Origin of the sequence: Microbispora sp. ATCC PTA-5024, from assembly GCF_000511135.2 — a bacterium.
Taxonomy (GTDB): Bacteria; Actinomycetota; Actinomycetes; order Streptosporangiales; family Streptosporangiaceae; genus Microbispora; species Microbispora corallina.
This window is the reverse complement of record NZ_KI866528.1, coordinates 349,062-356,680: the sequence shown is the minus strand read 5'-3', so window position 1 is coordinate 356,680 and position 7,619 is coordinate 349,062. Positions and strand designations below refer to the sequence as shown.

At 77.2% G+C, this 7,619-nt stretch carries 8 protein-coding genes; 5 read left to right on the top strand and 3 right to left on the bottom strand.

The genetic code is table 11. The annotated features are described in order from the left end of the window. A partial coding sequence (locus MPTA5024_RS38555; RefSeq protein ID WP_036333496.1) for a MerR family transcriptional regulator occupies positions 1–325 on the bottom strand: 325 nt, incomplete at its 3' end. Between the two features lie 367 nt (positions 326–692). On the opposite strand from MPTA5024_RS38555, the gene MPTA5024_RS38550 reads away from it, so the two are divergent. From MPTA5024_RS38550 to plsX, 4 genes are all read left to right on the top strand, one after another. Beyond that, on the top strand, positions 693–1,748 hold the full coding sequence (locus MPTA5024_RS38550; protein WP_036333493.1) for a polyprenyl synthetase family protein: 1,056 nt from the start codon (positions 693–695) through the stop codon (positions 1,746–1,748). Further along, complete coding sequence (gene crtI / locus MPTA5024_RS38545; RefSeq protein WP_036333491.1) at positions 1,748–3,217, top strand: phytoene desaturase family protein; 1,470 nt, start codon at positions 1,748–1,750, stop codon at positions 3,215–3,217. The genes MPTA5024_RS38550 and crtI overlap by 1 nt, the downstream gene beginning before the upstream one ends. Beyond that, positions 3,214–4,158, top strand: a complete 945-nt coding sequence (locus MPTA5024_RS38540) for a phytoene/squalene synthase family protein (RefSeq protein ID WP_051459195.1) — start codon at positions 3,214–3,216, stop codon at positions 4,156–4,158. Before crtI ends, MPTA5024_RS38540 begins: the two co-directional genes overlap by 4 nt. A 170-nt stretch (positions 4,159–4,328) precedes the next feature. Beyond that, positions 4,329–5,273, top strand: a complete 945-nt coding sequence (gene plsX / locus MPTA5024_RS38535; RefSeq protein ID WP_084370369.1) for a phosphate acyltransferase PlsX — start codon at positions 4,329–4,331, stop codon at positions 5,271–5,273. A gap of 11 nt (positions 5,274–5,284) precedes the next feature. On the opposite strand, the gene MPTA5024_RS38530 is transcribed toward plsX, so the two are convergent. Beyond that, entirely contained in the window at positions 5,285–5,989 is a 705-nt protein-coding gene (locus MPTA5024_RS38530; RefSeq protein ID WP_036333489.1) for a hypothetical protein, read from the bottom strand. On the opposite strand from MPTA5024_RS38530, the gene MPTA5024_RS40500 reads away from it, so the two are divergent. Beyond that, complete coding sequence (locus MPTA5024_RS40500; RefSeq protein ID WP_157099950.1) at positions 5,964–6,629, top strand: glycerol-3-phosphate acyltransferase; 666 nt, start codon at positions 5,964–5,966, stop codon at positions 6,627–6,629. The genes MPTA5024_RS38530 and MPTA5024_RS40500 overlap by 26 nt on opposite strands. Here MPTA5024_RS40500 and MPTA5024_RS38520 read toward each other — a convergent pair. After that, on the bottom strand, positions 6,511–7,619 hold a 1,109-nt coding region (locus MPTA5024_RS38520), incomplete at its 5' end, for a glycosyltransferase (protein ID WP_036333779.1). The genes MPTA5024_RS40500 and MPTA5024_RS38520 overlap by 119 nt on opposite strands.

The window sequence follows — 7,619 nt, the reverse complement described above, 5'->3', positions numbered from 1 at the left end:
GCTCGGGCGGCGCGGCCGGGGGGCGCGCCGGCTCGGGGCCCTGGGCGGCCGGACGGATCCGCAGGGCCTGACGCGCGGCGTCGGCGGGGGGCACGCCTGCGTGGATGAGCCGGTTCATCTCCTCCAGGCGCCGCAGGTCCGTGTCGTCGTAGCGCCGGTGCCCGCCCGGGCTGCGCCTGCTGGGGCCGATGCCGTAGCGCAGGTTCCAGGTCCTCAGGGTCGGCGCGGGCACGCCGAGCCTGCGGGCCACGGCTCCGATGCCGTACCCGGTGTCCTCGTCGGAGACCGGCGCGCCGCCGGCCTCGGGCCCGCTCTCGTCCGTCACCGTCCACCGTCCGTCATGCCGACCAACGCCGTCCACGCCGTCCACGCCGTCCCAGGGCGTCCGCCGCCTGCCGCCGCACGGTGGCCGCACCCTGCCACTGCCGGCGGTCGTGCCGAGCGCGTCGTACCCTACCGGCCCTACCGGCCCGCGCGGCCCGGGACCGTCCCGCCCGCGAGGCCCTCGCCCCCTCGCCTTGTTTCGGCGCGCGACCTCCCGGCGGATGCACGGCGCCCGCGTGCCACCGGTCCGGCCGCTCCGGCGGCCCGGCCGGGACTCGGGAGGCGATGCAACCGCCCGAGCGGCGAGATCCGAAAACCCTACTGATGGCACACCCGATCGCCGGAACCGAGTCGAAGGAGCTGCGCGGATGGTGACGTTGACCCGGGAGGCCGACCGGGTGCGCGAACTGGTCGACCGCCACCTGGACGAGCTCCTCGCCCGGGAGATGGGCCGCCTGGACTTCCTGGACGAGCCCGACCGGGAGACGGTGCGGAGCTTCCTCGTGGACTTCGTGACGGGCGGCGGCAAGAGGCTGCGCCCGTCGTTCGTCTACTGGGGCCACCGCGCCGCGGGCGGCTCGGAGGGCGACCTGGACGCCGTGCTGTCCGCCGGGTGCGCGGTCGAGCTGCTCCACGCGTGCGCGCTGCTCCTCGACGACGTGATGGACGAGGCCCCCACCCGCCGCGGCCGGGCTGCGGCGCATCTGCGGCTCGCCGAGCGCCACCGCGAGCTGGGCTGGTCGGGCGGCTCGCGGCGCTTCGGCGAGTCGGCCGCCACGCTGCTCGCGATGCTGGCCTTCACCTGGGCCGACGCGGCGCTGCTGACCGGACGCCGGCGGCTCGCCGAAGCGATGGAGGTGTTCACCCAGCTGCGCGTGGAGATCATCGCCGGGCAGTACCTGGACATCGCGGGCGCCGCCCGGGGGCCGGGCGACCGGCGGCAGGCCGTGCTGATCTCGACGTACAAGTCGGGCAAGTACACGGTCGAGCGTCCCCTGCACCTCGGCCACGCCATCGCCGGCGGCGATCCCGCGCTGCGCGCCGTCCTCAGCGCGTACGCGCTGCCGGTGGGCGAGGCGTTCCAGCTGCGCGACGACGTGCTCGGCGTGTTCGGCGACCCGGCCCGCACCGGCAAGCCCGCGGGCGCGGACCTGATCCAGGGCAAGCGGACCTACCTGCTCGCCGTCGCCAGGGAGCGGTCGGGCGCGTGCGGCAGGGGCCTGCTCGACGGGGTGCGCGACGAGGCCGGCGCCGAGGCGGCCCGCGAGCTGATCGTCGCCACCGGCGCCCTGGAGGAGGTCGAGCGCAGGATCGCCGCGCTGGTGGACCGGGCGGGCGAGGCGCTCGCGGGCGCCGCGGTCCCGCCGGACGCCGCGGCCGCCCTCCTCGGCCTGGCGGCCTCCGCGGCCCGGCGGAGCGCCTGATGGCCGCCGGGGACCCCGTCGTCGTCATCGGGGCCGGGCTCGGCGGCCTGGCCGCCGCGATGCGGCTCGCCGGCGCCGGCCGCGAGGTGACGGTCGTGGAGGCGGGCGACGCCCCCGGCGGCTGCTGCGGCAGCGCCGTCCTCGGGCCGTACCGCTTCGACACCGGGCCCTCGGTGCTGACCATGCCGGGGGTGCTGGCCGAGGCGTTCGCCTCCGCCGGCGAGGACATGGACCGCTGGCTGCCCCTGCGCCGCCTCGACCCGTTCTACCGGCTGACCTACGCCGACGGGTCGCACCTGGACATGGTGGCGGGGGCGGACGCGATGGCCGACCGGGTGCGGGCGCTGTGCGGGCCGACGGAGGCCGAGCGGTACCGCCGGTTCCGCCGCCACCTGTCGGCGATGTTCGAGGTCGAGTGGCGCGCCTTCATCGACAGGGACATGACCCGGCTGCGCGGGCTGGTCCAGCCCCGGGCGCTGGCCGCGCTCGCGCGCATGGGCGGCTTCCGCAGCCTCGACCGGCTGGTCCGCCGCTTCCTCACCGACGACAGGCTGGTGCGGGCCCACACGTTCCAGGCCCTCTACGTGGGCCTGTCGCCCCGGCGGGCCCTCGGCGTCTACGCCGTGATCGCCCACATGGACACGGTCGGCGGCGTGTACTTCCCCCGCCAGGGCGGCATGCACGCGATCCCCCTGGCCATGGCGTCGGCCGCGGAGAAGGCCGGGGCCCGGATGCGGTACGGCGTGCGGGCCACCCGGGTCGAGACGGACGGCTCCGGTGTCACGGGCGTCCGCCTGGACACGGGCGAACGGCTGGCCGCGAGCCACGTCGTGGTCGCCTGCGACCTCGCCAACGCCCACCGCGGCCTGCTGCCCGGGCCGGCCGGCGACTGGCGGCTGCGCAGGCCGCGCTTCTCGCCGTCGTGCCTGGTGGTCCACTTCGGCCTCGACCGGCGGCCGCCCGGCCAGGCCCATCACACCCTGCACTTCGGGAAGGAGTGGGACGCCACGTTCGCCGCCCTCGAGGCGGGCCGGCCGCAGCCCGACCCGAGCCTGCTGGTGACCTGCCCGGAGACGGACGGCGAGGCGGGGCCCGGCGGCCACGCCACGCTCAGCGTGCTGGAGCCCACCGCCAACCTGCGGGGCGGCGGCGACTGGGAGCGGCTCACCCCCCGCCTGGTGGACCGCCTGCTCGGGCGGCTCGCCGCCCTGGGGTACGGCGACCTGTCCGGCGCGCCCCGGCTCGTGTTCGACCCGCCCGCCTGGAGGCGGCGCGGCCACGCGGCGGGCACCCCGTTCGCCCTCGACCACCGGTTCACCCAGACGGCCTGGTTCCGGCCGTCCGGGACGGCCCGGCGCGTCCCCGGCCTCCACTTCGCGGGCATGTACACCGCGCCCGGGGTCGGCGTGCCGCCGGTGCTGATCAGCGGCCGGCTGGCCGCCGAGCGCATCCTGGAGAGCCGCCCATGACGTCCACGCCGTCCACCCCGCCGGCCGCGCCGGCTCCCCCGCTCGGGACGACGCTGACCACCAGCTACGAGCGCTGCCGCCGCCTGCACGCCGCCCACGGCCGCTCCTACTACCTGGCGACCCGGCTGCTGCCCCCGTGGAAGCGGCCGCACGTCCACGCGTTGTACGGCTTCGCCCGGTACGCCGACGAGATCGTCGACTCCTTCGACATGACCGGCGACCGGGCGACGGCCCTCGACGGGCTCACCTCCCGGCTCGCCGCCGCCCTGTCGGGCGAGGCCGTGAGCGACCCCGTGCTCCCCGCGTTCACGCACACCGTGCGGGCCTTCGACATCGCCCTCGGCGACGTGGACGCGTTCCTGGCGTCCATGCGGGCCGACCTCACCGTGAGCCGGTACGAGACCTACGACGACCTGCTGGGGTACATGGAGGGGTCGGCCGCCGTCATCGGCACGATGATGCTCCCCCTGCTGGAGCCCCTGCCGGGCGCCGCCGGCGCGGCCCGCGAGCCCGCCCGCCAGCTCGGGCTCGCCTTCCAGCTCACCAACTTCATCCGGGACGTCGTCGAGGACCTGGCCCGGGGGCGCGTCTACCTGCCGCTGTCGGACCTGGACAAGTTCGGCGTGCGGGAGGACGACCTGGCCGCCGGGCGGGCCGGGCCCGCCGTGCGCGAGCTGGTCGCGTTCGAGATCGACCGCGCCCGGGAGCACTACCGGCTGGCGGAGCCGGGCATCGCCCTGCTCGCGCCGTCCTCGCGCCCGTGCGTCCGGGCGGCGTACGAGCTGTACGGCGGAATCCTGGACGAGGTGGAGGCCGCGGGCCACGACGTTCTCGGGGGGCGGGCCCGCGTCCCCCGGCGGCGGAAGGCGGCGATCTTCGCCCGGCACCTGCTGGCCGCGTCGGCGGCGGGCAGGGCCGAGCGGCGGACGGAGGTGCCGTGATGGATCCCGAGTTCGAGCCGTACGAGCCCGAGGAGACCGGCGGGCAGGCCGGCGACTCCGGGTCCGGCGAGGCGGACGAGGCCGAGGAGACCGAGGACGCGATCGCGCAGGAGATCGGGGAGCTGATCCGGCGGGACGACCGCACGCCGCAGCCGGTCGTGCTGGACGCGATGGGCGGCGACCACGGACCGGCCGAGGTCGTGCGCGGCGCGGTGCAGGCGCACCGCGAGCACGGCGTGCGGATCGTGCTGGTCGGCCAGGCCGGCGTGGTGCGCAGGGAGCTGGCCGCGCTGGGCGCGGCCGGCGAGATCGACGTCGCCCACGCGGCGGACGTGGTCCCGATGACCGAACGCGGGGCCGGCGCGATCGCCAGGACCGGATCCAGCCTCGCCGTCGGCTTCGACCTGGTCCGGCAGTGCGCGGGCGGCGCGTTCGTCTCGGCCGGCTCGACGGGCGCGGTCGCGGCGTGCGCCGTCGCCCGTCTCGGCACGGCGCCGCCGGTGCTGCGCCCGGCCCTCGCGGTGGCGCTGCCGTCGGCGACGGGCGGGGCGACGGTGCTGATCGACGCGGGCGCCACGGCCGACCCGACGGCCGAGATGATCTCCCAGTTCGCGCTGCTCGGGGCGTCGTACGCCCAGCTCGTGCTGGCGGTCCCGGACCCGTCGGTGGGGCTGCTGTCGATCGGCTCCGAGCCGGGCAAGGGCAACCGGCTGACCCGCCGGGCCGAGGAGCTGCTGCGCTGGCTGCCGTTCCGGTTCCACGGCAACGTCGAGGGCGACGACGTGCTCGCGGGGACGGTCGACGTGATCGTGACCGACGGCTTCACCGGCAACGTGGTGCTGAAGAACGTCGAGGGTACGGTGCGCGCCACGCTGCGGCTCCTCGCGGAGACGGGCGGGGCCTCCCCGGAGGCGCTGCGCGAGGTGGCCGGCCGCTACGACCCGGAGAGCCATGGGGGCGCGGCCCTGCTCGGCCTCACCGGCACCGTGGTCGTCGCGCACGGCTCCTCACGCGCCCCGACGATCGCGCGGGCCTGCGTCGTGGCGCGCGACCTCGCCGAGGGGCAGGTGGTGGCGCGCGTGCGCGACCACCTCGCCGTACGGCCGGTCCCGTGACGGGCGGGCGCTCAGCGGGCGAGGGGGTCGGCGCCGTCCCAGGTCCCCTCGCTGGCGTACGGCCTGAACCGGGCGAACAGCTCCTCCGCGTACCAGTCGTGCGCGCGGACCCGGCGGATCACCTCGCGGTGGGCGGCGCCGGCGTAGGCGAAGGCGCGAACGGCCGCGGCGTCCCGCCACAGGGAGAACGTCGCCTGCCGGGCCAGCGGCCACTCCCCGACGCCCACCGAGGCCAGGCAGCCGTCCTGGTCGCGCAGCAGCCGGTCGACGCCGGGGACCGACCGGTAGAACGCGACCAGCCGGGACGGCCGGATCGAGGCCCGCGTCAGCACGGCCACCGGACCTTCCGTCCCGTCCCGCGGCTGAGCGCCGGCGAAGGGGTCGGTCCCGTTCCAGCGGCCGCGGGAGGCGAGGGGCTCCAGCCGCACGTGCCACGACTCGGCGGCCTCGTCCCGCCAGCGCGCCGGGATCGGCGAGCGGTCCAGAAACTCCAGCAGGGCCGTCTCGTCCCGCCACACGGCGAGCAGCGCCCACCGGCGCAGGTCGGCCCCCAGCGTCATCGACGGCCCGCGCCCGGTGCCCAGCAGCCGCCAGAACGCGAGCCCCTCGGTGCGCCGCAGCACCGGCCGGTCGAACGCCATGTGCCGCATGGCGCCCCGGCCCGCATACCTGATGAGGTGAAACGTCACGATGGTGCCCCTGCTCGTCGCGGTCATCGGCGGCTACCTTCTCGGCTCGGTCCCGGTGGCGGTGCTGGTGGCCCGGGCGCACGGGTTCGACCCGCGTGAGGTGGGCGACCGCAACCCGGGCTTCTGGAACGTGCGGGAGCGGGCCGGCTCGCGCGCCTCGGCGCCGGTCTTCGCCGGCGACATGCTGAAAGGCGTCCTCGCCGGGCTGCTCGGGCTCGCCGTCAGCGGCGCCCACACGGCGGGACTCGGGGTCGTGGCCGGGCCCAGCGTCCCGGTGGCGTACGCGGCGGTGGCGGCGGCAATGATCGGGCACGCGTGGCCGCTGTTCGCCCGCTTCCGTGGCGGCCGCTCGATCCTGACCTTCGCCGGGGGGTTCGCCGTCGTGTGCCCGCCCGCGTTCGCCCTCGCCGTCGTCCTGCTTGTGGGCGTGGGCCTGGCCGCCCGGTCGTTCGCGGCCGGCGCCCGCGCCGGCGTGTTCGCCACACCTGTGCTGCAGGCGCTGTTCGCCCCGCTGACGCACGTCGCGCTGACAGGCGCGCTCATGTGCGTCATCGGGCTGCGCTTCGGGATGGCGGCCCTGGCCGCTCGCCGCCGGCCGGGGGGACGGGACGGGCGGGGTAGGCGCGGCCGCGCCAGGCGCGGACCGGCCGCAGGGTCGCGTACGTGAGCCGGACGGCCGTGGCGGGGTCGAGCAGGATCGACAGCGCCACCCCGGGCCCGGGACGCGCGTAGCTGCCCCGCAGGGCCCCCGTCAGCAGCGCCCGTACGGCGAGCAGCGCGAGGTCGAGCCGGGTCGGACGGCCGGCGGCCAGCCGCAGCACGGGCAGCGCGGCGGTCAGCCAGACCACGGCGAGGTCGGCGGCCCGCCAGGCCGGGGACGTCACGTCGGCCAGCGGCAGGGAGCGCCCCCACTCCCGCCACACCTCCCCCGCCGACTCGTGCATGTCGACCTCCAGCAGGTCGCCGGCGTCGAGGAACCCCACCGACCAGCCTCCGGAGGCGAGCGTCCGGGCCAGCGCCACGTCGTCGGTCATGTGGCCGCGCACCCGCGCGAAGCCGTCGGCGCGGAGCATCCGGTCCCGGCGGAAGGCGAGGCACTGGCCGTTCACCACGACCCGGCGGGGCGCCGGCGGGGACGGCGGCCCGATCGGCCCGAACCGGTACACGAGCGTCGCGAGGAACGACGCGTGCAGCGCCTGCTCGGCGAGCCCGTCGCAGACGAACCGCGGCCCGGCGCTGACCAGGTCGTGGCGGTCGAGGGCCGCCGTCAGCGCGCCGACCAGGCCAGGCCTGGGCCGCGCGTCGGCGTCGAGCGTGACGGCGACCTCGCCGCGCGCCTCCCTGAGCCCCTGGTCGAGCGCCCACTGCTTGCCCACCCACCCGGACGGCAGCGGCCTGCCCCGCACCACCCGGGCGCCGTACGAAGCCGCGAGGGCCGCGGTGCCGTCGGCGGACTCGTCGTCCACCACCACGACCTCGGTCACGGCCGGATCGGCCATGACGGCCTCCAGGCACGGGCCGATCCGGCGCTCCTCGTCTCTCGCGGGGATCACGACCGAGACCGTGAGGCCGGGAAGCGGAGGGGCCGGGGCCAGCGGGGGCAGCCGGCGCCGCCCGCGGGCCAGTCTCGCCGCCACGGCCAGGGCCGCGAGGGCCT

Coding starts and splice junctions, on each gene's coding strand:
- MPTA5024_RS40500 (WP_157099950.1), top strand. CDS start 5,964: ATGGTGCCCCTGCTCGTCGCGGTCATCGGCGGCTACCTTCTCGGCTCG.
- MPTA5024_RS38540 (WP_051459195.1), top strand. CDS start 3,214: ATGACGTCCACGCCGTCCACCCCGCCGGCCGCGCCGGCTCCCCCGCTC.
- crtI (WP_036333491.1), top strand. CDS start 1,748: ATGGCCGCCGGGGACCCCGTCGTCGTCATCGGGGCCGGGCTCGGCGGC.
- MPTA5024_RS38530 (WP_036333489.1), bottom strand. CDS start 5,989: ATGACCGCGACGAGCAGGGGCACCATCGTGACGTTTCACCTCATCAGG.
- MPTA5024_RS38550 (WP_036333493.1), top strand. CDS start 693: ATGGTGACGTTGACCCGGGAGGCCGACCGGGTGCGCGAACTGGTCGAC.
- plsX (WP_084370369.1), top strand. CDS start 4,329: ATGGGCGGCGACCACGGACCGGCCGAGGTCGTGCGCGGCGCGGTGCAG.